At 57.0% G+C, this 25,480-nt stretch carries 18 protein-coding genes; 10 read left to right on the forward strand and 8 right to left on the reverse strand.

Annotated features, from left to right (window positions below; translation table 11 throughout):
• Nucleotides 1-2 precede the first annotated feature (2 nt).
• A complete protein-coding gene (locus CFT68_RS18665; protein WP_088845200.1) occupies nucleotides 3-1,445 on the reverse strand; it encodes an aldehyde dehydrogenase in 1,443 nt (480 codons plus the stop codon).
• A gap of 68 nt (nucleotides 1,446-1,513) precedes the next feature.
• Entirely contained in the window at nucleotides 1,514-2,455 is a 942-nt protein-coding gene (locus tag CFT68_RS18670) for a glycosyltransferase family 2 protein (RefSeq protein ID WP_088845201.1), read from the reverse strand.
• Nucleotides 2,456-2,639: 184 nt separating this feature from the next.
• Here CFT68_RS18670 and CFT68_RS18675 point away from each other — a divergent pair, with 184 nt between their 5' ends.
• The 3 genes from CFT68_RS18675 (at nucleotide 2,640) to CFT68_RS18685 (ending at nucleotide 6,469) form a co-directional block, all read left to right on the forward strand.
• Nucleotides 2,640-4,172 carry a glycosyltransferase family 39 protein gene (locus CFT68_RS18675; RefSeq protein WP_170934857.1) on the forward strand — a complete coding sequence of 511 codons (1,533 nt, stop codon included), beginning with the start codon at nucleotides 2,640-2,642 and terminating at the stop codon, nucleotides 4,170-4,172.
• Between the two features lie 48 nt (nucleotides 4,173-4,220).
• A complete protein-coding gene (locus CFT68_RS18680; protein ID WP_088845203.1) occupies nucleotides 4,221-4,769 on the forward strand; it encodes a hypothetical protein in 549 nt (182 codons plus the stop codon).
• 116 nt (nucleotides 4,770-4,885) lie between these two features.
• Complete coding sequence (locus CFT68_RS18685) at nucleotides 4,886-6,469, forward strand: hypothetical protein (protein WP_088845204.1); 1,584 nt, start codon at nucleotides 4,886-4,888, stop codon at nucleotides 6,467-6,469.
• A gap of 69 nt (nucleotides 6,470-6,538) precedes the next feature.
• Here CFT68_RS18685 and CFT68_RS18690 read toward each other — a convergent pair whose 3' ends face one another.
• Nucleotides 6,539-7,324: an SDR family oxidoreductase gene (locus tag CFT68_RS18690; protein WP_088845205.1), complete on the reverse strand. Its 786-nt coding sequence runs from the start codon at nucleotides 7,322-7,324 to the stop codon at nucleotides 6,539-6,541.
• Between the two features lie 160 nt (nucleotides 7,325-7,484).
• Here CFT68_RS18690 and CFT68_RS18695 point away from each other — a divergent pair, with 160 nt between their 5' ends.
• Nucleotides 7,485-8,021 carry a 3-hydroxyanthranilate 3,4-dioxygenase gene (locus CFT68_RS18695; RefSeq protein ID WP_088845206.1) on the forward strand — a complete coding sequence of 179 codons (537 nt, stop codon included), beginning with the start codon at nucleotides 7,485-7,487 and terminating at the stop codon, nucleotides 8,019-8,021.
• A 3-nt stretch (nucleotides 8,022-8,024) separates the two neighbouring features.
• On the opposite strand, the gene CFT68_RS18700 is transcribed toward CFT68_RS18695, so the two are convergent.
• Nucleotides 8,025-8,984 carry a phytanoyl-CoA dioxygenase family protein gene (locus tag CFT68_RS18700; RefSeq protein WP_170934858.1) on the reverse strand — a complete coding sequence of 320 codons (960 nt, stop codon included), beginning with the start codon at nucleotides 8,982-8,984 and terminating at the stop codon, nucleotides 8,025-8,027.
• 199 nt (nucleotides 8,985-9,183) lie between these two features.
• Between CFT68_RS18700 and CFT68_RS18705 the strand changes: the two genes are divergently transcribed.
• From CFT68_RS18705 to CFT68_RS18720, 4 genes are all read left to right on the forward strand, one after another.
• A complete protein-coding gene (locus tag CFT68_RS18705) occupies nucleotides 9,184-10,212 on the forward strand; it encodes an amidohydrolase family protein (RefSeq protein WP_088845208.1) in 1,029 nt (342 codons plus the stop codon).
• Nucleotides 10,213-10,247: 35 nt separating this feature from the next.
• Nucleotides 10,248-11,528: a kynureninase gene (gene kynU, locus CFT68_RS18710; RefSeq protein ID WP_088845209.1), complete on the forward strand. Its 1,281-nt coding sequence runs from the start codon at nucleotides 10,248-10,250 to the stop codon at nucleotides 11,526-11,528.
• Between the two features lie 180 nt (nucleotides 11,529-11,708).
• On the forward strand, nucleotides 11,709-12,473 hold the full coding sequence (locus CFT68_RS18715) for a hypothetical protein (protein WP_088845210.1): 765 nt from the start codon (nucleotides 11,709-11,711) through the stop codon (nucleotides 12,471-12,473).
• 13 nt (nucleotides 12,474-12,486) lie between these two features.
• Nucleotides 12,487-13,080: an alpha-ketoglutarate-dependent dioxygenase AlkB family protein gene (locus tag CFT68_RS18720; RefSeq protein ID WP_088845211.1), complete on the forward strand. Its 594-nt coding sequence runs from the start codon at nucleotides 12,487-12,489 to the stop codon at nucleotides 13,078-13,080.
• Nucleotides 13,081-13,242: 162 nt separating this feature from the next.
• On the opposite strand, the gene CFT68_RS18725 is transcribed toward CFT68_RS18720, so the two are convergent.
• Nucleotides 13,243-15,978 (reverse strand): TonB-dependent receptor, encoded by a 2,736-nt coding sequence (locus tag CFT68_RS18725; RefSeq protein ID WP_088845212.1) that lies wholly within the window; start codon nucleotides 15,976-15,978, stop codon nucleotides 13,243-13,245.
• A 666-nt stretch (nucleotides 15,979-16,644) separates the two neighbouring features.
• On the opposite strand from CFT68_RS18725, the gene CFT68_RS18735 reads away from it, so the two are divergent.
• Nucleotides 16,645-18,027: an FAD-dependent oxidoreductase gene (locus tag CFT68_RS18735; protein WP_088845214.1), complete on the forward strand. Its 1,383-nt coding sequence runs from the start codon at nucleotides 16,645-16,647 to the stop codon at nucleotides 18,025-18,027.
• A 407-nt stretch (nucleotides 18,028-18,434) separates the two neighbouring features.
• Nucleotides 18,435-19,157, forward strand: coding sequence for a LytR/AlgR family response regulator transcription factor (locus CFT68_RS18740; RefSeq protein ID WP_088845215.1), 723 nt, complete (start codon nucleotides 18,435-18,437; stop codon nucleotides 19,155-19,157).
• A 90-nt stretch (nucleotides 19,158-19,247) separates the two neighbouring features.
• Here the strand turns inward: CFT68_RS18740 and CFT68_RS18745 are convergent, their stop codons facing one another.
• From CFT68_RS18745 to rpoN, 3 genes are all read right to left on the reverse strand, one after another.
• The gene (locus tag CFT68_RS18745) at nucleotides 19,248-22,853 is read right to left on the reverse strand and encodes a PAS domain S-box protein (protein WP_088845216.1); all 3,606 of its coding nucleotides are present in this window, start codon (nucleotides 22,851-22,853) and stop codon (nucleotides 19,248-19,250) included.
• A 126-nt stretch (nucleotides 22,854-22,979) separates the two neighbouring features.
• Nucleotides 22,980-23,612, reverse strand: coding sequence for a hypothetical protein (locus CFT68_RS18750; protein ID WP_141106621.1), 633 nt, complete (start codon nucleotides 23,610-23,612; stop codon nucleotides 22,980-22,982).
• A gap of 173 nt (nucleotides 23,613-23,785) precedes the next feature.
• Entirely contained in the window at nucleotides 23,786-25,366 is a 1,581-nt protein-coding gene (gene rpoN / locus CFT68_RS18755) for an RNA polymerase factor sigma-54 (RefSeq protein WP_088845218.1), read from the reverse strand.
• Nucleotides 25,367-25,480: the final 114 nt, after the last annotated feature.

The raw sequence follows: 25,480 nt of genomic DNA on the forward strand, positions 1-25,480 counted from the left end.
GCCTACAATTTCACGCACACATTCTGGGCTTCCGTGAAAAAACGGAGCGCCTCTAGGCCACCTTCGCGCCCCACGCCCGAGTTTTTCATGCCCCCGAAAGGCGTGCGCAGGTCGCGGTGCAGCCAGGTATTAATCCAGACAATACCGCTGTGCAGAGCGTGCGCCACCCGGTGGGCGCGGTTCAGGTCGCGGGTCCAGATGGTGGCCGCCAGCCCGTATTCCGTGCCATTGGCCCATTCCAGCACCTGCTCCTCCGTATCGAAAGGCGTTAGCGTCACCACGGGCCCAAATATTTCTTCGCGGTTCACGCGGCAGTTGGGGGCTAGGCCTTCAAACACGGTAGGCTGCAGGAAGTAGCCATCGGCGCAGCGGCCGGGCACCTGCACGCGTTGCCCTCCGGCCAGCAACCGGCCGCCTTCTTGGTGGCCTAGCGCAATGTATTTGAGTACTTTCTGCAGATGGGCTTCACTCACCAGGGCGCCCTGCCGGCTACCGCTTTCCTGCGGATCTCCCACCGTTAAGCCGGCCACGCCCTCCAGAAATGCGGCCTTAAACGGCTCATAGATGGAGCGCTCAACGAAAATGCGCGAGCCACACAGGCAGATCTGGCCTTGGTTGGAAAAGCTGCTCCGCAGGCTGGTAGCTACGGCTTCTGCCAGATTACAATCAGCAAAAATGAGGTTGGGGTTTTTACCGCCCAGCTCCAATGAGAGTTTCTTGAACATTGGGGCCGCCGTGCGGGCAATATGCTCCCCGGTTTTAGTGCCCCCCGTAAAGCTGATAGCCTTGATAGCCGGATGCTCAATAATAGCCTGCCCGGCAGCCTGACCAGTGCCGTGCACAATATTGAGTACACCCGCTGGCAAACCGGCTTCTATACACAGCTCGCTGAGCAGAAACGCCGTGTACGGCGTTATTTCCGATGGTTTTGCTACCACGCAGCAACCCGCAGCCAGGGCGGGCGCTATTTTCCAGGTGAAGAGGTAGAGCGGCAAATTCCAGGGCGAAATGCACCCCACTACGCCCAGCGGGTGACGCACGGTGTAGTTAAGCGCCACGCCTTCCTGAAAATGAGTTTCCGAAGCAAAATGCTGCGCCGCTGTCCCGAAGAAGGCAAAGTTGCTGGCCGCCCTCGGGATATCCACGGTGCGGGCCAAGCTCACGGGCTTACCATTGTCCTGGCTTTCGGCGTAGGCCAGTCGGTCCAGGTCACGCTCAATCAGCTCCGCGATGCGCACCAGCAGGCGGCCCCGTTCTTCGGCCGGCAGGCGCCGCCAGGCCGGAAAGGCAGCCTCCGCAGCTTGCACAGCCTGGGCCACGTCCTCGGCCCCCGAATCGGGTATCTGGGCAAAAACCTGCCCCGTGGCCGGTTCCACACTGGCCAGATACTGGCCCGAAACAGGCGGCACCAGCTGGCCCCCAATGTAGTTCTGAAGATGCAGCATAACAGGCGAAAGGCTAGGCCAGGTAAGGTAGCATTCCGGCCTCAAAAGAACCACCTGCCGCCATTGGTTTATGCAGCCGGCGGAGTGATATTCGTGTCTGACACAATATATAGGGGCCGTTGGCGCACATTGGCCGAGAGCCGGGCAATGTACTCGCCAATAATGCCCACCGCAATCAGCTGTACACCTCCCAGAAACAGAATACTGATCATGAGCGAGGCCCAGCCCGGTTGGTAATCGTGGGTAATGAACCGGGAGTACAGCGTGTAGAGCATCACCAGAAAGGCAATACCTGACACCGCAAAACCGCTGAGGGTAGCGGCTTTCAGCGGCACATCGGAGAAGGCCGTGATGCCATCCAGTGCCAAGCGCAGCATTTTACGATAGGTGTAGCCCGTGGCACCACCGGCTCGCTCGGCACGGTCGTACTCTACGTACGTCTGGCGATATCCGATCCAGGAAATCTGGCCCCGAATGAACTTGTTCTGCTCCGGCATGCGACGTAGCGCATCGACCACTTTGCGGGAGATTATCCGAAAGTCACCCGTGTCAACTGGAATGGAAATGTGAGTAATGCTTGCCAGAATACGATAAAAGAACTTTGCCGTAAACTTTTTGGCGGCGCTTTCGCCCTGTCGGGAACGGCGTTTTGCGTACACTACCTCATAACCGGCTCGAAGCTTCTCTAACAGCTGAGGAATCAGTTCCGGCGGATCCTGCAAATCGGCGTCGATAATTACCACCGCATCCCCATCGGCACGATCCAAACCGGCTGTTACCGCAATCTGATGGCCAAAATTGCGACTGAAATTAATGAAACGCACCCTTGGGTCGCGGGCCGCCAACGTTTGAATCAGGGCTAAGGATTGGTCCTGGGAGCCATCATTGATGAAGATAAACTCATAGCCGTCCGGTAGTTCAATAGGATCTATTACCTCGCGAAGTCGCTCATACAGGGCCGGTATGTTTTCTTCTTCATTATAAATAGGAATGATGACTGATAGATTCACAGGCCAGGAAAAAAGAGACAGTGCAAAAATGCTAATACCTGAGGAATTTCATTTGATTACTACCTGAATGGTAGAAGGCAGCTATCAATTCATTCTATCTTTGCCCATTCGTAATGCGTTTTGAATGTGGCCTAATAGTAGACTAAAAGCTTATTTAGCAGAGCATAACTATCGATATAGCGCTTTGCTATTCTTTGTTACAGCGGCCCTTGTGCTTTACGGGCCCTATCTGAATCGATTGCCTTGGGGATTTCACGACTGGGCTCAGTCTGATAGATTAAGTCTGGCTTTAGGATTTTATGATTACAACTTTGATTTTTTTCATCCCCGGACTTTAGCACTCAATACAGTTGATAGTGTAACGGGAGTAGAGCCTCCTATTCAGGCCTACTTGGCGGGCTTGCTGGGGCTGCTGGTGGGCCGGTCAAATATCACAGTGGCCTTCCGCTGTCTTGACCTGGCAATGATGGTTGTGGGCTTCTACTTCTTATTCCGGCTGGTTTTTGAGAGTACAGGCAGCTTCCTGGCGGGGCTGGTGCCGGCGGCCTTTTTGCTGGCATCGCCTATCTTTATTTACTACTCAGGTACTTACACGCCAGACCCGTTCAGTGCTTCGCTGGTATTTGTGGCCGCCTACTATTACTGGCGCTTTTATTACCGGGAGCGACGGTTTCAGCATCTGCAGCTGGCCACCGCTATAGCGGGCCTGGCTATGCTGGTAAAAATTCTTTCCGGCGTGTACTTCCTGGCCTTCACGGGTGTGGTGCTGATTGCTTCTTACCTCATTCCCACGTTGCTGAGCCTCCGGCAAAAACTGCTGTTCTTTGGCTTGGTTGGGATGGTGATGCTCCTGCAACTGGCCTACATTCTGTACCATCAGCACCTGAATGTGGCCTACGGTTCGGGGCTGTTTCTTGCTACCGCGCTTCCCATCAAAACCATGGCAGAACATGAAGCCATATGGTCGAAAATGCGCACAACGTGGTCTTTGGAGTATTTCACTCCCGTCGACTACTACTACTTAAAAGCTAGTCTCGGCCTTGTGCTGGTGTATGCACTGTTGCGGTGGCGCACAGCAGTTACCTATTTGCCGCTTGTGCTGTTAGGGGGGCTCTGTGCCAGTGGAGTAGTGGTTTTGTATGCGCTGATGGGAAGCCAGTTAATGGTGCACGATTACTATATTATCGCACCATTGATGCCTTTACTTGTATTTATCCTGGTTGGAGCATTGTGGGCGCTGCAAGCTATACTAAGCCAGAGGCGCAGCAAATGGATAGTGAAACTGGTATTTGTTTTGGCTATTGGCGTTCCCTTGGTTGCTGGTGCAAAGCATCATTATGCCCGTATGACGGACCCCTACAAGCCCCACAGCGATTCTTATGTATATCGGTGGATGGTAGGTGGAGAGCAAAAACTGCGGGCGGCCGGCGTTCCTTCGTCTGCTTTTATTCTGGTACTGGGAGAGTCTGCTCCAAACCTCTCACTTGTCTATTTCAACCGTCGGGGTATCACCTGGAATCCTAATCTGGACAAGGTGTCTCCTGATACCTTATTGCGCACTATGGCTGGTCGCCGACTCAGCTATCTGATTATGCGCAAAGAGATTGAAGAGCAAGTGCAACGAGAAAATCCTGCGTTACTCGTTCCGTTCAGGCTGGTTTCTCAGGACGACAAGTGCTATATCTTCAAGCCCTTAAGACAGCCCATTGCTTGGTAGCAATAGACCGGCAACGTCTTCTTAAAATCTACTTTTTGTTGTTTGTACATGCGCACGAATTACTTTTTTTTAAGCATTACACTATTGGGAGTGCTAATGGGATGCAATCGTTCGTCCGATGTACCACCAGTAGGTTCCGGTCATGCTGAGTGGATACGGCAGGACTTTGAAAATCTGCGAGGCTGGATCAGCCCCGACAAAGCGGCTTCTCTGACTACGGAGCGGGCTCACAGCGGAAAGTTCTCTATCAAGACGGGGCCTGATATTGAGTATAGCCTTGGGTATGGAATCAAAATGGGGCAACTCAGTGCTACCAAGCCCCGCAAAATACATGTGGAGGCCTGGGCCTGGGTACCCAATGCCAAAAACACTACCGCTCTAATTGTGCAGATTGGCAATGCCACAAAAACCATCATGTGGGAAGGAATAAGCCTGAGCAACAAAGTAGGGGCGTATGGCAAATGGCAGAAAATAGAAACTGATTTAATGCTGAGTCCTGAAATTACTTCTGAGGATGGGCTTAGTGTTTACCTCTGGCGTCATAACGAAACGGAGCCTGTTTATCTGGATGACCTAGTCATCATAGAGGCTGAGTAAACCTGACTCTAGGCCACTCGCTCCTAACCGTTGCCGCCATGCATGTAGCATGAGTGCTATAAGGCAGGGCGGTTCAGGAGGTGGGTAAATATGTTGTTGATTGTTAACGCGTAAGAATGCCTGAAATATCTTCCACGGCCCCACCGCGCCCAGTTTGGAATCCGCACCTGGCGGCCATTCTGGTATTTGTAGGGGCTGCGCTGCTGTTCTACCTGCCTTACCTGCAGTGGCTGCCGCGCGGCATTCATGAGTGGGCACAGGCCGATCGGCTGGCATTAGCACTGAATTTTTACGATCGGGGAATGGACTTTTTTCATCCTCGTACATTCAGCGTAGCCTCTATTGATAGTGTTACGGGTGTGGAGTTCCCGCTGCCCGCCTATTTGGCAGCGTTGCTAGGTAAAGTAGCTGGTCGCCAGTATATCAGTCTGCTGTTTCGGGTCATCACGATTACGGTTTCGGTTACAGGATACTATTTCCTGTTCCGAATTGTCTTTGCGCACACCCAAAATTTTGCAGCTGCGCTACTACCTGGCTTTTTCCTGCTGGCCTCGCCAGTATTTGCTTATTATTCAGGTAACTATCTGCCAGATCCCGCAAGTGCTTCTCTGGTTTTTATGGGGCTTTACTATGTGCAGCACTTCTGGTTTCAGCAGCGTCGGCTTGGGTATCTGGCAATAGGGCTGGGCCTCCTGACTTTAGCGGCACTACTCAAAATATCGAGCGTTATCTATTTGGGGGCTACTGTGGTGCCACTGCTGGGTCTTTCCTATTTTCAACCGGCTGTTTTCAACCGAAAACAGAAGCTACTGTTTCTACTTATCCTCGTATTAGCCGGCGCAGCCCTGGTCGGGTATACTATCTATAATAAGTACCTGAACGCAGCCTACGCCTCTGATCTTTTTCTAGCTGCCCCACGACCCATAACTACTCCCGAGGAGCGGTTTTATGTGTGGCAACGGATTACGGAACTGTGGTGGCAAGAGTATTTTATTGCGCTGGATTACTGGTTGCTACGGCTGGGAGCTGGCCTAGCTGTGTTGGGGGCGCTCATACACTGGCGCTTATGGCCACGGCATTTGATCGTAGTCGGCTTCCTTGGCATTGCAGTAGTAGGTGGGCGTTTGTTTTACGAATTGATGGGGCTACAATTCGTTGATCATGACTACTACTTCATTTCACCTTATATTCCATTAGCGGTGCTGGTGGTAATGCTCGGCCTTATTGGCCTGGACAAGCTTGTAGGCCACCAATGGTATGTTCAGGTTGCGTTGCTGGCCCTTGTGGTATTACTGGGTTTTAACGGCTATCGGCAACATCAGGCGCGTATGGCCGATCCTTATCGTTCCTTCAGCGACTATTACGCATACCGATGGATGCAGGAAGGGGCAGCAGAGTTGGCGCGACAGCAAGTGCCCGCATCAGCCCGCGTGCTGGTATTGGGTGAACCAGATCCTAACCTGGCGTTGGTTTACTTTGATCGTCGGGGCCTGACCTGGCAGGCAGATTTGGCAGCGCTTCCGGAAGATGCTATTCTGCAAAAAATGGTCGATCTAGGTCTCAGCTACTTGATTATGAGCCGGGAGAGCTACAACAAGTTCGCTCCCGTACATGCTGGGTTGCTGGCCCATAGTCAGACGATACTGGATAAACCAGCCTTCGTTGTCCTTAAGCCGTCCTTGGCAAATCGGCACTGGTAACACCGAAATCCTACACGGTTATTCTATCTGCCTAGGCCACTCTTGCGCGCTCCGTACTGGCCTAGCCACTCATAAGCTGCTGGTGCGGCCGCCATCTACCGGGATATTGATGCCGTTGATATACGCCGCAGCCTCAGAAGCCAGAAACACCACGGCGGCCGCAACCTCCTGCGCCTGCCCGAAGCGGCCAGCCGGAATGAGGCGGAGCATGCCGGCTTCCACTTCCTCCTGGCTCTGGCCCGTTTGAGCTACCTTCTTGTCAATCAGGGAGGTGTGGCGCTGCGTGACGGTGGCGCCGGGCAGTACATTGTTCACCGTGATGCCGTAGCCGCCTAGCTCATTGGCCAGGGTTTTGGCCCAGCTGGCCACGGCCCCACGCGTGGTGTTCGATACGCCCAGGCCCGGCAGTGGCTGCTTCACAGAGGTGCTGATGATGTTGATGATGCGCCCCCGGCCCCGCGCCCGCATGGCCGGTACTATTGCCTGGGCCAGCAAGTGGTTACAGATCAGGTGCTGCTCAAACGCCGCCCAAAATGCCCTCACAGAAGCCTCCAGAATTGGGCCGCCCGCCGGGCCGCCCGTGTTATTCACCAGAATATCAAAGCCCGCAGGGTGCGCCGCTACGTAGGCCAATACGCGCTGGCTGAGCACGTCGGGTTGGCTGAAATCGGCCACGATGTAGTTGTGCTGCTGGCCGGCGGGCGTGGGCAAGGCGGCGGCCACTTCGCGCAGCCGCTCTTCGTTGCGGGCCAGTAGCGTGACGGTGGCGCCACGCTGGGCCAACTCCTCGGCTATGGCCTGCCCGATGCCTTGGGTGCTGCCCCCCACCAGGGCGTGCTGAGACGAAAATTCCATGGAAGAACAGAAAACGATGAAGCGTGAAACGAGGAATGACGATTCGATAATACGAGGAAGTGACTACATACGGTAAATACACTGGCCTACGGAACCGCGGAATATCGTTATTTGCTGTTGAGCCGTAAGTGCAGACTTCACCTTTCAACTCCTCGCCGCCATGCCCGTCGCCCGCCCGTTCAACTTCCAGCAGTGGATTGAAGAACACCGTCATTTGCTCAAGCCGCCCGTTGGCAACCAGCAGGTGTTCAAGGACAATAAAGACTTTATCGTGATGGTAGTGGGCGGCCCCAACGCCCGCAAAGACTACCACGTGGACGAAGGCGAAGAGCTGTTCCTGCAGCTGGAGGGCGACATAGTGGTAAAAATTATCGAGGATGGTAAGCCCGTCGACATCGAAATCAAGGCGGGCAGCATGTTTCTGCTGCCCGGTGGTGTGCCCCACTCGCCGCGCCGCCCGGCCGGCACCGTAGGCCTGGTGCTGGAGCGCTACCGCACGGCCGGCGAGCTGGATGGCTTCCAGTGGTACTGCGAAAACTGCGGCCACAAGCTCTACGAGGAGTACGCCGAAATCACGGACATTGTGGCGCAGCTGCCCCCCATCATGGACCGTTTCTGGGCCAACAACGACCTGCGCACCTGCAAAAACTGCGGCACCTACATGGAGGCACCTGCCAAGCCGACCCCCGCCGAATAACCGCTACAGTAAAGCGGGCCGCTGCGTGATTTCGTGGTAGCACACCACGTCATCTTGCGCGAAGTAGTGCAGCACCATGCTGCGGCGCGTACTTCCCGCTCGCCGGATAGGCCTACCGCCGTGCAACAGGTTGGCATGCCAGATCAGCACGTCGCCGGGCTGGGCATGCAGCTCTTCGGCCGGCGTGTTTTCGCGCGCAATCACGGCCTCAATGGCCTGCTCGTAGTGCTGGTAGGCCTGGTCGCCAATCAGGAAGTGTGAGCCACCGTGCGGGAAGTCGCCGTTCAGCACGTAGGGCAGACGGTGGGAGCCAGGGTAGTAAAACACAGGACCGTTTTCAGCTGTCACGGGCTCCAGCGCAATCCAAGCGGCCACCAGATAGCCCAGCGGGTAGGTGGTCATATGAATGCTGTCGGAGTGGGCCAGCTGCTCGGAGCCACGCAGAAAGTTGATGCTCTGAAATACGTGGGCCTTTTTGCCCAGCAGAAAGTCCAGCACCCGCTCCAGCTCCCGTTTGGCCACAATGCGTCGAATGGCCTCCGACTGCCGAATAGCAAACATAATTTTCACCTGCCGCGCATTCCAGTCGGCCTCGCCCTTATCAATCAGCTGCGCTACTTCGGCATTGATGGTGGCTACTTCCGCCGCCGTAAACAGACCGCGCAGTACCAGGTAGCCCTTCTCAGACCACTGCAGAATCTGCTGCTGCGTAGCCTCGTCGAACTCCGCAAACCCCGGCAGGGTGGGTGCCAGCCGGGCCGAGTCGGCGCGATCGAAACGCGGGCTTTCACCAGGAGCCGCCTCCCGGAAATCGGCCGAGGATATAGAGGAGTAGATGGGCTGGCGCAGGCCATAGCGGCGGTATAGGGCTTCGTTGTGGCGCAGCCGCCTTCTGTGCAAAAAGTTGTAGGCCATGTAGGCCGGCTTGAAAGCGCGCAGGTGGCCTAGCAGGCGTTGGAGCATAGCAGCGGAGGAAAGCGGGGGAAGACAGCAAGCGGCCTTCAGGGCCAGAAATATAGTGGCGGAGCGGCCGGGAGTTCTACGGCTATTCCCGACCTTTAACCACCACCTTGCCGGACGTGGAGCCAGTAGCCTGGTCCCGCCCCGAACGACCAAACTAAGAAGAAGTAGGAACAAACCCGCCACCAGCCACCTCCTCTCTGTGCTCACCATCGACATTCATACCCACATCCTGCCCGAGCGCTGGCCCGATCTGAAGGAGCGCTACGGCTACGGCGGCTTTATCCGGCTGGAGCACCACAAGCCCTGCTGCGCCCGCATGATGCAGGATGATAAGTTCTTCCGCGAGATTCAGGACAACTGCTGGGACCCGGAAGTGCGCATGCGGGAGTACGACCAGTTTGGAGCGCAGGTGCAGGTGCTCAGCACCGTGCCCGTGATGTTCAGCTACTGGGCTAGGCCACTCGATGCGCTGGATCTGAGCCGCTTGCTCAACGACCACCTGGCCGGCGTGGTGGCCCGCTACCCCAGCCGCTTCGTAGGCCTGGGTACCTTGCCCATGCAGGCCCCCGACCTGGCTGTTAAGGAGCTGGAGCGGTGTATGAAGATAGGCCTGGCCGGCGTGCAAATCGGCTCCCACATCAACGACTGGAACCTCGATGCCCCGGAACTGTTCGAGGTGTTTCAGGCCGCTGAGGAGCTGGGGGCCTGCGTGTTCATCCATCCCTGGGACATGATGGCCCAGCAGAAAATGCCCAAATACTGGCTTCCCTGGCTAGTAGGCATGCCCGCCGAAAGCACCTTGGCCCTCTGCTCCCTTATTTTTGGCGGCGTGCTGGAACGCTTGCCGCGCCTGCGCGTAGCGGTGGCGCATGGTGGCGGAACTTTTGCCAGCACCATCGGGCGCATTGAGCACGGTTTCCAGGTGCGGCCCGACCTGTGCGCCGTCGATAACCCAGTGAACCCCCGCGAGTATCTGGGGCGTTTCTGGGTCGATTCGCTGGTGCACGACCCGCGCATGCTGGATTACCTGGTGCAGACGCTGGGGGCCGACAAAATTACGCTGGGCACCGATTACCCTTTCCCGTTGGGGGAGCTGGAGCCCGGCCAGTTGATTAAGTCCATGCCCTATTCTGATGAGCTGAAGGCGCGCATGCTGGGCCAAAACGCGCTGGACTGGCTGGGAGTGGGGCAGGAGCACTTGGCCAAAATCATGGCGCAAGCGAAGTAGTGCCGGGGCGCGGGGCGTGGCTATCTTTGCTACCCATGAGCTTCGAACCCACCCTCGACTTTGCCCGCCAACTGGATGCGCAGGACCCACTCCACGACTTTCGCCAGCAGTTTCATATTCCGCCCGGCCCTGATGGGCAGGAGAGCCTCTATTTCTGCGGAAACTCGCTAGGCCTGCAGCCGCGCACCGCCCGTGCCGCCGCCGAACAGCAGTTTGATAACTGGCAAAATTTGGCCGTGGAAGGGCACTTTCGGGGCGATACGCCTTGGATGAAGTTTCACGAGGCCCTGGCCGCCCCTACAGCGCGCATTGTAGGCGCCAAGCCCGTGGAGGTAGTCGTGATGAATAACCTGACCACCAACCTGCACCTGCTGTTGGTATCTTTTTATCAGCCCACGGCCACGCGCTACAAGGTGCTGATGGAAGGCGGCGCGTTTCCTTCCGATCAGTACGCCCTCGAAACCCAGGTGAAGCTGCACGGGCGCCAGCCCGATGACGCCATTGTGGAGCTCACACCTCGCGCCGGCGAGCATACGCTGCGCATCGAAGACATTCTGGCCAAAATTGAGGAACTCGGCGACTCGCTGGCTACCATCATCATGGGTGGTATCAACTACTACACCGGCCAGGTGTATGATATGGCCGCCATTACGAAGGCCGGCCATGCAGTAGGCGCTAAGGTCGGCTTCGATCTGGCCCACGCTGCCGGCAACATTCCACTGCACCTCCACGACTGGGACGTGGACTTTGCCTGCTGGTGTACCTACAAATACCTCAACTCCGGCCCTGGTGGCGTGGCGGGCGCGTTTGTGCATGAGCGCTACGCCGAGCATCCCGAGCTGTTGCGTTTGGCCGGCTGGTGGGGATATGATGAGACCGAGCGCTTCAAGATGCGCAAAGGGTTCAAGCCCATGCGCGGGGCCGCCGGCTGGCAGCTCTCCAACGGGGCCGTCCTGACTATGGCGGTGCACCAGGCCGCTCTGGCCATGCACGAGGCTGCCGGTGGCATGGAAGCGCTGCGCCGCAAAAGTGAGCTGCTGACGGGCTACCTGGAGTTTCTCATCACGCGGCTAGGCCTGTCCAAATCCCAGCTCGAAATCATTACGCCTTCAGATCCGGCCCAACGTGGCTGTCAGCTCTCCCTGCTGGTGCACCAAAACGGCCGCGACCTGTTCGACCACCTGATGGCCGTGGGCGTTATCGGCGACTGGCGCGAGCCTAACGTAATTCGGCTGGCACCCGTGCCGCTCTACAATACATTTGAGGATGTATACCGCGTGGGAGAGGTGCTAGCCGAGTGGGCGGGCCGGCAGTAGGCGGTTCAGGCCACTTAGTGGTTCTCGGCACAATCTGCAGATAACCAGCTAAGTGCCCTCCCGGCAGAATTATGGCTTCAGGCCATAAAATATCGGGAGTTTTTCGGCCTTCTGGGTTGTTGTGCGTAGGAAGGAGTGGCCTAGGCCACTCTTTATTGTTGATCTTATTTCGCATCCATCATGGCCGAAGAGTACGCGGCAAAAATGAGCCGCAAAACCGACGCCGAACTCCGCGACTACGTCGATAACCGCTACCAGTACCGGGAGGAAGCCGTTTTGGCTGCCCTCGACGAGCTGGCCCGGCGTGGGATGCCCGAGCCGGGCGTATCTACTATTACGGAAGAACTGCGCGTCAGCCAACAGGAAACCAACCGCCGCGAAGCCGCCGCCCGCGAGGCAGAAGCTGAGCGGGAGAAGTCTCGCCGCGCCGCGCGGGGCGAAATGCTGCCGGAAGCGGCTAAAGAAGCAGGGCCAGCGCTGTACTCGCCCGGCACCATTGCGCTGTTCTCCGTGCTGCCTATGTCCATGATGATAGGCGGTGGTATTTTGCTGGGGCTGAATCTGTTCCGACTGCGCAGAATAAAGGCGCTGCTGCTGCTGCTGGCGTTTATGGTAGTGTATCTGCTGGTGTTTTCCAACATTGTGGCGTGGGTGGTGATGCAGGCCGGGCTGCCACCGCTATTAGGATTTTTTCTGTTTAATGTGCCGGCCATGCTGGTGTATATCCGGTGGTTCTGGCCGCGTTACATCACGCCAGGGCACTATCGGAGCCGGAGCATCTTCCTGCCAATGGTTCTGAGCTTTCTGATTGCCTGGGCGCTGCAGTACTACGCGGTACCGTACCTGCTCAAGCACCAGTCGGAGTTTATAAAACAGCAGCCCCCCGAAATGCAGCAGCAGATGAAGCAGCAAATAAATCAGCTGGAAGACGCTATGAAAAACTAGCCTGGAAGCAGCTATGGCGCTTACTTCTATTGCGCTGCCCAACGCCGAGCTGGCGCTGGATTCAACTTTCCTGAGTCCGGCAGAAGCCCAGGCACTCCTCACGGAGCTAACGGATACCATTCCCTGGAAGCACGAGGCCATTAAGCTGTTTGGGAAAGAAGTCCTGCAGCCTCGTCTCACGGCCTGGCACGGCGACCCAGGTGCTTCCTATCGCTACTCCGGTCTTCAGCTCACGCCCCAGCCCTGGACTCCGGCGTTGCAGCAGCTCCGCCAGCGCGTAGAGGCTGCCACAGGTGCTCAGTTCAATAGTGTGCTGCTCAACCTTTACCGCACCGGTCAGGATAGCATGGGCTGGCACGCCGATAATGAGCCGGAACTAGGCCCTAGGCCAGTTATTGCCTCCCTGAGTCTGGGTGCCACCCGTACCTTTCGCCTTAAGCCTCGCGACCCACTGCACACCTCGCATAAGTCCATCAGCCTGGAGTTGCCCTCCGGTAGCCTGCTCCTGATGAGCGGCCCTACGCAACAGCACTGGCTTCATGCGCTGCCCAAGACTACCCGCGTGCCCGGCCCACGCCTGAACCTCACGTTTCGACTGGTGAGGTAGCTGCGTTTGTTGAGAACTCATCTGTAAAGAAGTCTAGGTGATACTGTTTTCGGCATCCTCGCTCAATAGAAAGCCCCTACCTCCGATGTGGAAGTAGGGGCTTTTTATTGAGTATGAAGCTCTATCCACGAAAGGCAGCTTCAGAGCGAGTAGTCACAAAGGCTACTTCACATCTATCTGTAAGCCTAGGTACACCAAACGGCCTACCTGTGGGCCACCATATACCTGAATGTTGTTGGCATTGAACAGATTAGAAGCGCCAGCCTGGAGTGTGCTGCCCAGTGAAGGGAAGTTATACCCTACAAAAGCATCTACGGCACTGTAGTCAGCTAACTGGCCTACGGCGAAGGGGAGGCCATACTCGTGGCCCTGAGCCCAGCGGTAGTTCACCGAATAGGTCAGGCGGGTAAGAGCCGTGCCGTTAGCACCTACGTTGTACTTGTGCTTTGGCGTATTGAAGTACGTCTGGAACGCCTGGTCCTGGATGTTGCTCTGGTCCAAGATGTTCAGCGAGTAGTTGGCTGCCAGGTTGAACTCCGGCATGAAGGAGTACGTGATGCCCACGGCCCCACCTTTCGTGCGCACTTCTTGGTTGGCGTTGGTCCAAACCTGCAGCACCCGCGTATCGCCCGACTGGAACCCGCTGGCCGCGCCGCCCTGAATCTGGGCGCCGGTAGGCCGCGAGCCGTCGCGGTTGCCGATGAACGTGGTAGCCCCGATGAAGTCGTTGTAATAGCTCTGGTAGTAGTTGATGTCCAGAGCCAGCTTCTCGGTTACGGCGGCCTTATAGCCCAGCTCGTAGGTGCTCAGGCGCTCCAGCTTCAGGGGGTTGATGGTCGTTTCGAAGGCAGGTAGGTTGGCGCCCGTAAAGCGCTGGCCCTGGGCATTCACTAGGCTGTAGCCCTGGAAACCGTTGTCTACGTTGCCCAGCAGCAGTGCCCGGCCTACGTCGAGGCGAATGTACTGATCAAGCTGGGTAGGCGAGCGGAAGGCCTGGCCGAAGCTGGCGCGGAAGTTATGCTGCTTCTTGTCGCCGGCAGAATATACCACCGAAGCGCGCGGCGAGAAAGCGGCATCAAAGTTCTTGAACTCATCGAGGCGGCCGGCCAAGGCCAGTTTCAGGCGCTCATCCAGCAGTTTCTTCGTGAACTGGGCGTACCCACCTATTTCGTGGTTCTGAATGCGCTCATTGTCATCGGAGTAGATGTTGCCGTTGGAGCCCAACCGGAACTTCCGGTAAGCACCACCCACAATCAGGTCGGCAGTTTCACCCAGCTTGAAGTTGTACTGGGCGTTTCCTTCGTTCAGAAGCGAGCTGGGGTTCAGGCGGGCGCCTTTACCGGGAGTGGCATCCTGAATAATCTGGCTGCGCAGCTGTTGAAAACGGGCGCTGTTAGGGTCAAGCTGAACCTGATCGGCTTTGGCTTTAGCCGTGGCCTGGGCCTGCTCGGCAGTAGCACCGGCATTACGTGCTGCCGTGTAGGCCACATTGTAGGTACCAAAGTACTGATCTACGTAGCGCGTAGCGGCACCATCGGCCACCGGAGAGGTCTGGATGAAAGCACCCAGGAACCCCAGGTCGTAGCTGTCGTTGCCATAGTCCTGAATGGTCTGACCCCGCAAAAACCACCGTTCACCTTTTATTTCGCCATGCAGCTGGTTGGTGCCCAGGTTGTTGAAACGGTAGCGACTGGAGCTCTGGTAGCTGGCCGTGCCCCGGTTGATGTTGGCGCCTACTGTCATCTTGATGCTGCTCGTGAGCAGGTAAGACAGCGAAGGCTGCACCTTCAATGCCTTGGCTTTGTTGTCGTTGCCAACCAAAATTTTCTCTTCGAAGCCAGGCATGAACACGCTCTTGCCGTACAGCTCGGGGTTCACCGTATAGGCCGGAATGTTGCCACTAGCGGCGCGGTTCTGGGCGGGGCTGTAGGTGTTTTTTACATCGCCATAGCGGTTCACGGCATCATAGCCGAGCAAAGAGCCTTCGGGGTTGTTGTCGCGCTCTACGGCTGTGCTGGTGGGGGCATAGTTGCTGGCCAGCCAGTCGTTGGCCGTCAGGTAGGCTCCCGTAATTTTGAAGGCAAACCGGTCGCCAATCTTTCTGGCATACCGAATCTGGCCGTCCAGGAAGCTCCGCTCGCCGCCGCGCACGCGCACGCTTAGGCCCTCGCTTACGAAGGGGTCTTTGGAGTTCAGCAGCAATACCCCGTTGAAGGCATTGGCACCGTACAGGGCCGAGGCCGGGCCGTGAATAATCTCGATGCTCTCGATATCCAGCTCTGGTAGGCCAGTAATGTTGCCGGCGTTTACGTTCAGCGAAGGCGACTGAGTATCAAAGTAATCGGTTAGCTGAATCAGACGTTCGGACTTGGCCGAGTTGAAGCCGCGCGTGCTCAACGAGTTCATGAGCATGCTGGTGCTGTTCACGTCAATGCCTTTGTAGTGGGTCAGGCCCACCTGTACGTCGGGCGTAGGCATGCTCAGTACCTGCTGCGCCGTTACCTTTTCTACGGTTACGGGCGCCTGCAAAATGCCTTCTTCCACACGGGAAGCGGAGGCAATTACTTCGTTAGTGAGCGTGGGGTTGATTTTGAGCTGCACCAGAATGGCGTTGTCAGCCTGAGCCAGCGTTACTTCGCGGCTCTCATAGCCCACAAACGATACCGAAAGCACGACGGGACCCTCCGTAAAGTCAGGCTTAAGGGAAAACTTGCCATCTCGGTCGGTGCTGGTGCCAATAAAGGTGCCCCTAATAAAGATGGTGGCACCCGGAATAGGCTCGCCGGCCGAGTTCTGGACGGTGCCGCTAACCTGTGCCGCCTGCTGAGCCATCGTCGGGAAGATGGTTAGTAGGAACAGAAAGATGAATAAAAACTGTAAACGGTAGATTTTTCTCATACAGGGAAAATTGCAAAAAGTGGGAAGTTGAGAGTCGGTGCTGAAAAGGGCTGCAAATATATCGTATGCATGACGATTAAGCTATGCCTAACCTCATGTTTTTCATGGTTTTAAGAATTTGATTATTTGTACTTTACGCCTATTGCATAGTCTGCTTGCCTGGCATGATTTACCCTGCTTGGTCAGACGTTTCTCGTAAATAGAGCTAGTAGCGAATTTCGGGATTGCCGTACAGGGAGGGACATTCTACATCTCCAATGCAGAACTCGCCAAGCCAAAGGCACTTTTGAGCCGGAGCAGAATCTTTCACTACCGATGTAGCCCGATCTGGCAGTACCGGCTGGGGGAGGTGATATGCACGCTTCTTGAACATATCCGGGATAGCATGCTGGTAAGAGAGAATAGGCTGTAGGCCAGTCAAGCGGGCCGGAAGGCTATAGGAGCCTGTAGTAGAAAAGAGTAAATCTGCTACCATATAGAATATACCTTATTTATAAAATCTCAGCGAATAGTTCAAAGGACGCCTTTGCAAGGCACTTCAGACCTCACTTCACGACCAAACCCTGGAAAGCACCGGGTAAACTTTATGGTTTACTCGTTTAACCCAACCCAACAGAATCAAGTACTTTCGCTAGGCCACTTTGGGCTCCACTTGCCGTACTCTCCATGTCTGCATCCACCGTCTCCGCCTCTGCTCCAGAAACTAAACCGCTAACTGTTGTGGGAGGAGGCTTGGTGGGCTCGTTGCTGGCGCTGTATTTGGCGCAGCAGGGCCACACAGTAGACGTGTATGAGCGCCGACCCGACCCGCGCCGAAGCGGTAACGTGGAGGGGCGCTCCATTAACTTGGCGCTTTCCGATCGGGGGTGGCGGGCCTTGCGGGGGGTGGGCATTGAGGAAGCTGTACGCGAAGTAGCCATTCCGCTCTACCGGCGCGTGATGCACGACCAGCGCGGGCAGCTGACCATGCAGCCCTACGGACACGATGGGCAGGCCATCTACTCCGTTTCGCGGGCGGGGCTAAACCAGCGCCTGCTGGATCTGGTAGATCGGGAGCCGCGCGTGAAGGTGCTCTTCGATCAGCAGTGCCGGCGCGTAGATTTGCGCAACCGTACCCTGGAAATGTTCGATGGGGCGGCGGAAACAAGCCACGTGATACCCTATCAGCACCTGTTTGGTACCGATGGTGCGTACTCCTCCGTGCGCGCGGCCATGCAGAAGACCGATCGGTTCAACTACTCGCAGCACTACCTCAATTACGGCTACAAGGAACTGACCATTGCGGCGGGAGATGCCGGAAGCTGGGCTATTGAGAAAAATACCCTGCACATCTGGCCTAGAGGGCAATACATGATGATTGCGCTGCCCAATCTGGATGGCTCCTTCAATTGCACCCTGTTTTTCCCGTACGAAGGCCCGTATTCCTTCGCCACCTTGCAGACTCCAGAGCAGGTACGCCGGTTTTTCGAGGAAGTATTTTCGGATGCCGTGCCACTGATGCCGGAACTGGAGCAGGAGTTTTTCGAGAACCCCACCAGCTCCCTCGTGACGGTGCGTTGCTACCCGTGGTCAGTGACCGATGAGGTGCTGCTGCTGGGCGATGCCTCGCACGCCATTGTGCCGTTTTATGGGCAGGGCATGAATGCCGGGTTTGAAGATTGTACCATTCTGCAGCAGCTGATGGAAAGCCACGGCTCCGATTGGCTTGCCATCTTCCAGGAGTTTCAGCAACAGCGCAAGCCCAATGCCGATGCCATGGCCGACCTGGCTGTATATAATTTCGAAGAAATGCGTGACCGGGTAGCCGACCCCCGCTTTCTACTGCAGAAAAAGATCGAAAGCAAAATATCGGCGCAGTACCCGCAGCACTGGCTTCCGCTTTACTCGCAGGTAACTTTTTCGCATTTGCCCTATGCTGAAGCCTGGGCAAACGGGCAGGCCCAGGAGCGTATAATGCAGCGCGTGATGCCTCGCATTCAGTCAGAAGCGGATTACGACCTGCCGGAAGTGCAGGCCCTGATTGCGCAGGAGCTAGCCCAACGGCAATAAACAACATATCTTGCTATAGTGCTATTCTGATTAAGGGCTTGGCTAGCAATTATTGAGGGTTCAGTTGCGTCTAAGGAAGCCTGTTTTCTTGGCGGTATTCTATATGGGGAATAATAATCCTACTTGTTATATAATAGTTGCAGGCCCGGAAAAGGATTCTTTTTGTGAGAATCGTCTTTCACTGGTAGTGCCTGAGCGGAGTTTGGGTTTCCCAATTCTATACAAACCCCAAGACCAAATTTGCTAACTGCCAAAAGCCTATTTAATTGCTTGGCATACTCGGGTTTCTGCGTTAGTTTAGTGATCTGTTATAAGAGATTTCCTGGCTGAACAAATGGTTTTGCCATGTGAATGTCCTATTTTACTAGCCCAACGGCATTCCGTCCTTCTGTCTTGAATTCCCTTCCATGGCCGCTCCCATCCTAACCTGCGCCATCATTGATGATGAAGAAATTAACCGGCTTACGCTGGAACATTATATTTCCCTAACGGACTCGCTGCAGCTGGTGGTGTCGATGGACGATGCTCTGCAGGGGCTCAACTACTTCCGCGCCGGTAACCGCGTAGATGTGCTGTTTCTGGATGTGCAGATGCCGCAGCTCAATGGCCTCGATTTGTTACGGGTGCTGGCTGATCCGCCCATCGTGATTCTGACAACGGCCCACGAGGATTTCGCCGTGGATGCGTTCGAACTGCGCGTGACGGACTATCTGGTAAAGCCCTTCGACTATGCCCGCTTCAGTAGGGCAGTGCAGCGCGCCCTGCAGCAGCATTCGGCTACCGTAGCTGCGCCGGCTGCCCTCGCTGGTCCGCCCGATAACGACTTGTTCGTGAAGGTGAACAACAAGATGATCCGCATCAACTTCGATGATGTAATCTACATCGAAGCCCTATCGGATTACGTGGTTATCGTCACGGAAAAGCAGAAATTCATTGTGTACACCACCATGAAGGCCCTGGATGCCCGCCTGCCCTTCGACCATTTTGTGCGTGTACACCGCTCCTATATCCTGAATATGCGCCGCATCGAGGCCATTGAGGACGGCTCTGCCTTGGTACCCGGTGGCCATCATGTGCCCATTGGCAAGTCGTATCAGGAAGCCTTTTTCCGGAAGCTCAACCGGATATAAGCCTCCATCTTCTGCTGTTGCAAAAGTCCCGAGGAGTGGCCTACGGTAGTTTCGTAGTCCACTCCTCGGGACTTTTTGCAACAGCAGAAGCTAGTTAACTACATTCAGGGGCAGTGCAGCAACCACCTCTTCCAGCAGCGCTGCCAAACGAGCTACGGCAGGTTGCAGCACGCTGGCATCGGGCGTGGGCTGACCGGGGGCAGGGCGGGAGAGGGGCTCCAGCAGTGCTACATCCTGCTGCGCGCTGTGGATGTTCAGCAGCTGAATAGAAGGCCGGAGTTTGTGCACCACTTCGCCCACCGTAGGCCAGTCGGCGGCGGCGGCGGCCTCGTGCAGGCGGGCTACTGCCGGCGGCGTGTGGGTGCGGAAAGACGCCAGAATCTTATCCATGAAGAGGGTGCTGCCGTGCGCTGTCTCCCGCAGCCGGCTTAGCTCAAATAGCTGCTCGGGGGCGCCGGAAGTGGGGGCGTTACGTTGGGTGGGCTCTGGCTCCGCTATAGGGGCCGACTGGCCTACGGCCGGTTGCGCTTCCAGCTCGGCCACGCGCTGGGGGCGTAGGTTAGCTTCTATCTTCCGAAACAGGTCATCTTCCTCAAATGGCTTCGATAAATAGTCGAGGCCGGCGGCGCGGTATATCTCGTCGTCGGTGCGCATCACGTTGGCCGTGAGGGCAATGATGGGCGAGCTGGCCCGCAAGGGGTCGGGGTGCTGGCGCAGGCGGGCCGTTACGTCTAGGCCACTCATGCCGGGCATCTGAATGTCCATGAGCACCACATCGTAGAGACGGGCTTCCAGCTGCTCCAGGGCTTCGGGGCCGTCGGAAGCTACATACGTTTCCACGCCCCAGCTTTCCAGAATCAGCTGGGCCAACTGCTGATTGACGGGGTGGTCTTCTACCAGCAGAATGCGCGTGCCATGCAGGTTGGCATAGTTCAGTGGGGCCAGCGGTACGGGTGCTGGCAGCGCCTGTCCGGCTTTGGGGAGCGTAAGGGAGAAGAAGAACGTGCTGCCCTGGCCTAGGTCGCTGCTCACCCACATCCGGCCGCCCAGTTGCTCTACCAGCCGCCGACTAATGGTGAGGCCGAGGCCTGTACCCCCAAACCGCCGCGAAATATCGGCGTAGGCCTGAGAGAAGCTCTCAAAGATGGTTTCCAGCTTATCGGGGGCAATACCAATGCCGGTATCGCGCACCCGGAACTCCAGGCTCAGCAGGGTAGCGGTTTCTTCCTGCACATGTGCCGACAGCTCTACCTGGCCCTGGGCCGTGAACTTGATGGCGTTGGAGAGCAGGTTCAGCAGAATCTGGTTGATGCGGGCCGGGTCGCCGATGACTACCGAATCTACCAGTTCCGGCAGCGTCAAAAGAAACTCGATGCCTTTTTCCTCGGCCCGGAAAGCCAGCGTTTGGGTAGCCTCCCGAATAGAATGGCGAATATCAAACGGAACTTCCTCCAGCTCCAGCTTCCCCGATTCAATTTTGGCTACATCCAGCACATCGTTGATAACCGTGAGCAGATGACGACCCGAGCTGCGCAGAATGTGCAAATGCTCCTGTTGCGTGGAAGTCAGGGGTGTTTTGGCCAGCAGGCCCGCCATGCCCAGCACGCCATTAATGGGCGTCCGGATTTCGTGGCTCATGTTGGCCAGGAAGTTTTCCTTGGCTTTGGCGGTGTTTTCGGCTACTTCTTTGGCCCGGCGCAATTCCTGCTCGGCCAGCAGGCGTTCCGTGATTTCCTGGCCATACGCAATTACGTAGGGTGTTTCACCCGGCTCATCTACGCGGTAGTTGTCGTAGATGAGGTGATGAGGCCGTCCGTCGGGGCCACGCAGGGTCATCAGGCCGGTGGCCTGCTGCTGCTGCGCCACCAGCTTCAGGTAGGCGTCCAGCTCGGGGCGAAGCTCCGGGGTCAGCACCTGTCCTAGGTTGCGGCCTACCAGCCGCTCGGGGGCTACACCCACCAGCTGGGCCGCCGCCGGATTCACGGAGAGCACGGTGCCCGAAAGGTCGTGGGTGCAGATTAGCGCCTGCGAGTAGTGCATCAGGTCGCGGTACTGCTTGGTACTGCGTTCCAGCGTATTGCGCGCCGTCTTCATCTCCGTGATGTCGGTGCTGACGCCCAGTACGTTTAGGGAGCCATCGGCGCGGTGCAGTGGCCGCACTACCGTGTGGAACCACCGAACCGAGCCGTCCAGCTGCGTGTAGGAGCTCTCGTAGGCCACCTCCTCATGGGTAGCAATGACTTTCTCGATGGTCGCAAAATGGTGGCGGGCCTCCGCCGCCACCGGGTCGTTGGGGTCGTTGCGGTCTACGGAACGATGCTGACCATTGGCGCGCAGGTCGCGGAAAGCCTGGTTGGCAAACTGGATATCTCCTGCCTCATCGGCTACCCAGATAACACTGGGAGTGGTATCTACCACCTGCCGCACAAAATCCTGTTGCTCCTGCAGGCGCGCTTCGCTACGCCGTAGTTCTTCCTCGGCTTCGTGGCGGTCGGTGATATCGATGCCATACCCAATTACCAGTCGCAGCTCATCATCGGGGCCAAAAACCGGCTGCATATGGCGCAGGGCAAGCCGTTCGCCGGTTTCGCTCTGAATAGTTTCTTCCCAGGCCAGTACGTTTTTCTGCTGAATGACTTTCTGAAACAGGGCGCGGCGCTTCTGGGCGGTAGTGTCGGGCCGGCCCAGGTGGGCGGCGTACTCAAAGTCATCGTGGCCAATAACCCACTGCCGCAGCTCGGGGTTGCTGATGGCCGCCGGGTTCACGAAACGATACCGATGGTCAGCATCGAACACGGCCACATCGGCAGGTAGCTTATTAAGGATGGTTTCGTAAAACTCACGCTGTTCAGCCAGGCGCAGCTCGGCATCCTTCAGTTCCGAAATATCGGTGAAGTAGAGGTTCACGTACTGGTCGTCCACGAACGGCACAATGGCCAGCTGGTGGCATTTGCTCACAAAACCGACTTCCTCCTGAGTGTAGGTGCTGTCCGATAAGGCTTTCGCAACCGCCTGGCGAAGGGTCAGGGCAAAATCCGGGTCTTGCCAGGGCGTTATGTATTCGCGGCGCATTTCTTCCGCCGCGGGGTTGGCGTAGAGGAGGTGCCCATCGGCGTGCAGACGCAACACCGGGTTGGGGTTCTGGCCCGGAATGCGCGACAACGAGTTGAGGTACTGCTCGGTGCGGCGGGCCTGCGTAACATCCCGAAAGGAAAGCAAATAGCCGGTTGAGAGCAGCTCCTCCTGCCCGCTGAGCGGAATGTAGTCGAATTCCAGAATGGTGCCATCGGCCAGCAGCAGTGTCTCGCCCAGCATCCGGTGTTCCAGGCTGCGCAAAGAAGCGAGGCGTCCGGCGGCTTCCTCGGGTTGGGCGCAGTGCGCTTCCATTTTCGCCAACAGCGGCTGGGCGGGTTGGTTGAGCCACTTTTTGGCCTTGGTCTCTATCTCAAACAGGTCGCACAGTTCCTGATTCAGCACCGCAATTACGCCGTTGCTATTCACTACCAGCACCGCAATACGCAGGTTCTGAGTGAGGCCCGCAATGCTGTTGATCATGCGCCGCACCACCTTCTGGCTGGCGCTTAGTTGCCGCTTCAGGTCGCGGGCCTGGTTTTCCGCGGCCTGACGCGCCTGGCGCTCCTGCTGTAGCTGCTCCGTGAGGGAAGGAAGATCCGGGCTGAGGTTGGGGTCTTGCATAGAAGGAAAAACAACGGACACCCGACAGACCAATCCAACACTAGCAACCAGTAAAGGGAGCACGGAGCACAGTGTGCTTTAGAAGTGGCCTAGGCGGCAAGCAGAAAGATACGCAATAGCCGCAGCTTAACCAGCCGCCAGACCTGCCCCAAACCCTAGCACCAACCCCGCGCCTAAGGCCAGCCCGGCCCATACCTGCGCCTCGGTGTGGGCATTTAGGGCGAGGCGGGCACTCAGCACGGCACCTGCCACCAGCACCATTCCCAGCAGCCACCACAGGGCCAAGCCACCCGTGCTGACCCCGCCGATATACAGCAGTATCAATAGGCCTAGCGCACCCCCAACCCCTACGCCATGGGCAGAAATTTTCCAGCGAAGCGTAATCAGAAATGTAAGTCCGACGGCCAGGGCCATGCCGATCATCATGTGGCCTAGCAGCGCATCAAACAATGCGGGGCGGTGCAGCAGCACAGCCGCAACAGAAAAGCTGACCGTCGCCAGCAGGAAAGGCCAGGCCCGCTGCTGGCGGGCCGGCAGCTCCAGGGAATCAATCAGGCCCAAGCGCAATAGTGCCACGGAGCCAACCGTCGGGAGTACAAACGTGAACAGCAGTACTAGGCCCAGCACCACCCACCGATCGGGCAGGAGAGGGCGCAGCACCACGCCCGGCAGCTGGTAGCACACAATATAGTACAAGTAAGACGGCACCAGCAGCGGATGGAAAAGCGCCGACAGTGCCATGGCTAATCCACGCAACACAGAACAAAATTAGGTAGCCGAAGCCGTAAAGGTACACTTCTATACCGGCAGCGTCCTACTACCGACAGAACGAGTGGCCTAGGCCACTCGTTCCATTCTACGGCTGGGCTATACACACCAACGCCCGAAACGAATGCTTCGGGCGTAGTGGTATGTTGCAGAAAACGAATGGCCTACAGTTCCTTGCGCAGGCGGGCCACCGGAATGTTCAGCTGTTCGCGGTATTTTGCCACGGTGCGGCGGGCAATGTTGTAGCCGCGGGCATTGAGCATCTTCTCCAGCTTGTCGTCGGAGAGCGGGCGGTCCTTCTTTTCGCCTTCGATGATTTCCTTCAGAATATGCTTTACCTCGCGGCTGCTGGCGTCCTCGCCCGAGTCGGTGGCAATGCCTTCGGAGAAGAAGTACTTGAGCGGATAAATTCCGAACTCCGTTTGCACTGATTTCGAGTTGGCCACCCGGCTCACCGTCGAGATATCCATTCCGATTTCGGTGGCTATATCCTTGAGGATCATGGGGCGCAGCTTGCTCTCGTCGCCGTCCTGGAAGAAGTCGCGCTGGTAACGCACAATGGAGTCCATGGTGCGCAGTAGGGTGTTCTGGCGCTGCCGGATGGCGTCAATAAACCACCGGGCCGAGTCGAGCTTCTGCTTCACGAAGGTCACGGCTTCCTTCATCTTCTTGTCCTTCTTCGACGCCTTATCGTAGGCCTGGAACATCTCCGTGTAGGCCGGCGACACGCGCAAATCTGGCGCGTTGCGGGAGTTCAGCGTGAGGTTGAACTGGCCGTTGTCGTGGGTCAGGATGAAGTCGGGGATGATGTACTGCACCTTGCCCAAGCCTACCGGGCCAGTTCCGCCGGGCTTCGGGTTGAGCTTTAGAATCAAGGCAATAGCTTCCTTGATTTCCTCGTCTTCCAAATCCAGCCGCTGCTGAATGCGCTGGTAGTGCTTCTTGGTGAACTCCTCGAACGTCTCATTGAGGATGCGCTCGGCGTGTTCCGTAATCTCATCCTGCGGGCGGCGCTCCAGCTGGAGCAGCAAACACTCCTGCAAGTCGCGGGCACCAATACCGGCGGGGTCGAAGGACTGCACCAGGTGCAGCACAGCTTCTACCTCGGGCACCGTGGCCTCAATGTTCTGCGAGAAAGCCAGGTCGTTGGCTATAGCCGACAAGTCGCGGCGGATGTAGCCATCACCGTCAATGGAGCCGATGAGCTGGCGGCCGATGGCTTCCTGCTTTTCGTCGAGGTTGCCAAAGCTCAACTGGTCCAGGAGGCTGTCGATGAGGGAGCCGCTGGTGTCGGCCAGGGGCATTTCGCGGTCGTCTTCGTCCTCGCCGGGGCCGTCGCCCTGCATTTTATAGCCGGCTATTTCGTCGTCGTTGAGGTAATCGCTCAGGTCGAGGTCCTCGTCCGACGATTCCTTGGTATCGGCCGGCTCGTCGTCCTTGATAGGAATCTCTATCTCGGGTTGCTCTTCGCCCTGCTCATCGCGGAAATCCTCGTCGAGGGTGTTGTCGTCGTTGTCGAATTCCGAATCAGGGTCGTCGTACTCCTCGTCGTCGCTGTCGTCGGCGCGCTCCTCTTCCTCAAACTCCTCGTTGTCGTCGCCTTCCTCCAGGGCCGGGTTTACCTCCAGCTCTTCCTTGATGCGGGCTTCCAGCTCTGCCGTCGGAATCTGCAGCAGCTTAATGAATTGTATCTGTTGGGGTGACAGCTTCTGCGAAAGAAGCTGCTTCATGTCCAGTCGTTGCATACTCTAAAAAACGCGTACGCCCCGCCGGTTTGGAAACGGGGTGGTTAGGCCAAATATAGGCCTTTCTGTACTTGAGTTTCGGCTAAAATGTTGGGGTGAAGCCGTGCGTTTCGC

It is taken from the genome of Hymenobacter gelipurpurascens (assembly GCF_900187375.1).
Taxonomy (GTDB): domain Bacteria; phylum Bacteroidota; class Bacteroidia; order Cytophagales; family Hymenobacteraceae; genus Hymenobacter; species Hymenobacter gelipurpurascens.

Bases quoted from the DNA above. Each gene is read 5' to 3' on its own strand.
- CFT68_RS18685 (WP_088845204.1), top strand. From the start codon at position 4,886: ATGCCTGAAATATCTTCCACGGCCCCACCGCGCCCAGTTTGGAATCCG.
- CFT68_RS18680 (WP_088845203.1), top strand. From the start codon at position 4,221: ATGCGCACGAATTACTTTTTTTTAAGCATTACACTATTGGGAGTGCTA.
- CFT68_RS18725 (WP_088845212.1), bottom strand. From the start codon at position 15,978: ATGAGAAAAATCTACCGTTTACAGTTTTTATTCATCTTTCTGTTCCTA.
- CFT68_RS18700 (WP_170934858.1), bottom strand. From the start codon at position 8,984: ATGCTCCAACGCCTGCTAGGCCACCTGCGCGCTTTCAAGCCGGCCTAC.
- rpoN (WP_088845218.1), bottom strand. From the start codon at position 25,366: ATGCAACGACTGGACATGAAGCAGCTTCTTTCGCAGAAGCTGTCACCC.
- kynU (WP_088845209.1), top strand. From the start codon at position 10,248: ATGAGCTTCGAACCCACCCTCGACTTTGCCCGCCAACTGGATGCGCAG.
- CFT68_RS18735 (WP_088845214.1), top strand. From the start codon at position 16,645: ATGTCTGCATCCACCGTCTCCGCCTCTGCTCCAGAAACTAAACCGCTA.
- CFT68_RS18720 (WP_088845211.1), top strand. From the start codon at position 12,487: ATGGCGCTTACTTCTATTGCGCTGCCCAACGCCGAGCTGGCGCTGGAT.
- CFT68_RS18745 (WP_088845216.1), bottom strand. From the start codon at position 22,853: ATGCAAGACCCCAACCTCAGCCCGGATCTTCCTTCCCTCACGGAGCAG.
- CFT68_RS18695 (WP_088845206.1), top strand. From the start codon at position 7,485: ATGCCCGTCGCCCGCCCGTTCAACTTCCAGCAGTGGATTGAAGAACAC.
- CFT68_RS18740 (WP_088845215.1), top strand. From the start codon at position 18,435: ATGGCCGCTCCCATCCTAACCTGCGCCATCATTGATGATGAAGAAATT.
- CFT68_RS18715 (WP_088845210.1), top strand. From the start codon at position 11,709: ATGGCCGAAGAGTACGCGGCAAAAATGAGCCGCAAAACCGACGCCGAA.
- CFT68_RS18690 (WP_088845205.1), bottom strand. From the start codon at position 7,324: ATGGAATTTTCGTCTCAGCACGCCCTGGTGGGGGGCAGCACCCAAGGC.
- CFT68_RS18665 (WP_088845200.1), bottom strand. From the start codon at position 1,445: ATGCTGCATCTTCAGAACTACATTGGGGGCCAGCTGGTGCCGCCTGTT.